Source organism: Gluconobacter sp. DsW_058, assembly GCF_002153615.1.
Taxonomy (GTDB): Bacteria; Pseudomonadota; Alphaproteobacteria; order Acetobacterales; family Acetobacteraceae; genus Gluconobacter; species Gluconobacter cerinus.
The window spans coordinates 1-430 of the sequence record NZ_JOPH01000014.1 but is presented as its reverse complement, the minus strand read 5'-3'; the positions used below and the strand labels follow the sequence as shown (position 1 = coordinate 430).

The window sequence follows — 430 nt, the reverse complement described above, 5'->3', positions numbered from 1 at the left end:
CCCGTCTGTTTGGACAGTTTTTGGGTTTGAATAAGCTATACCCGGTTCTTGTTATGCCGCCATTCTGACGGCGTCGGCGCGCCATGATACGCCTCATCGGGCGTGCATCCAGCCAGGGCCGTATGAGGACGTTGTCCGTTATAATGGGTGATCCATTTCGTGAGCCCCACCCGAAGTTCTGATCCGATCTCAAAGGCGTGCAGGTAGACACATTCGTATTTTAACAACCGCCACAGACGCTCGATGAACACGTTATCCAGCCAGCGCCCACGCCCGTCCATGCTAATGCGGATCTGACGCTCTTCCAGGAGCCCAGTAAAACGGGGCGTTGTGAATTGTGAGCCCTAGGTGTTTAGTCGTTTTGATGGGGTATTATTTTCACGAGAGTGGAAGGAAGCCTTATGGGACAGAGACGTCATGGGAGCGCCAC

Annotated in this window: 1 pseudogene; it reads right to left on the bottom strand. The window is 53.7% G+C overall.

Annotated elements, in window-relative coordinates:
- Positions 1 to 35 precede the first annotated feature (35 nt).
- Positions 36 to 344, bottom strand: a pseudogene (locus HK24_RS05565) (transposase); the annotation flags it as partial.
- Positions 345 to 430: the final 86 nt, after the last annotated feature.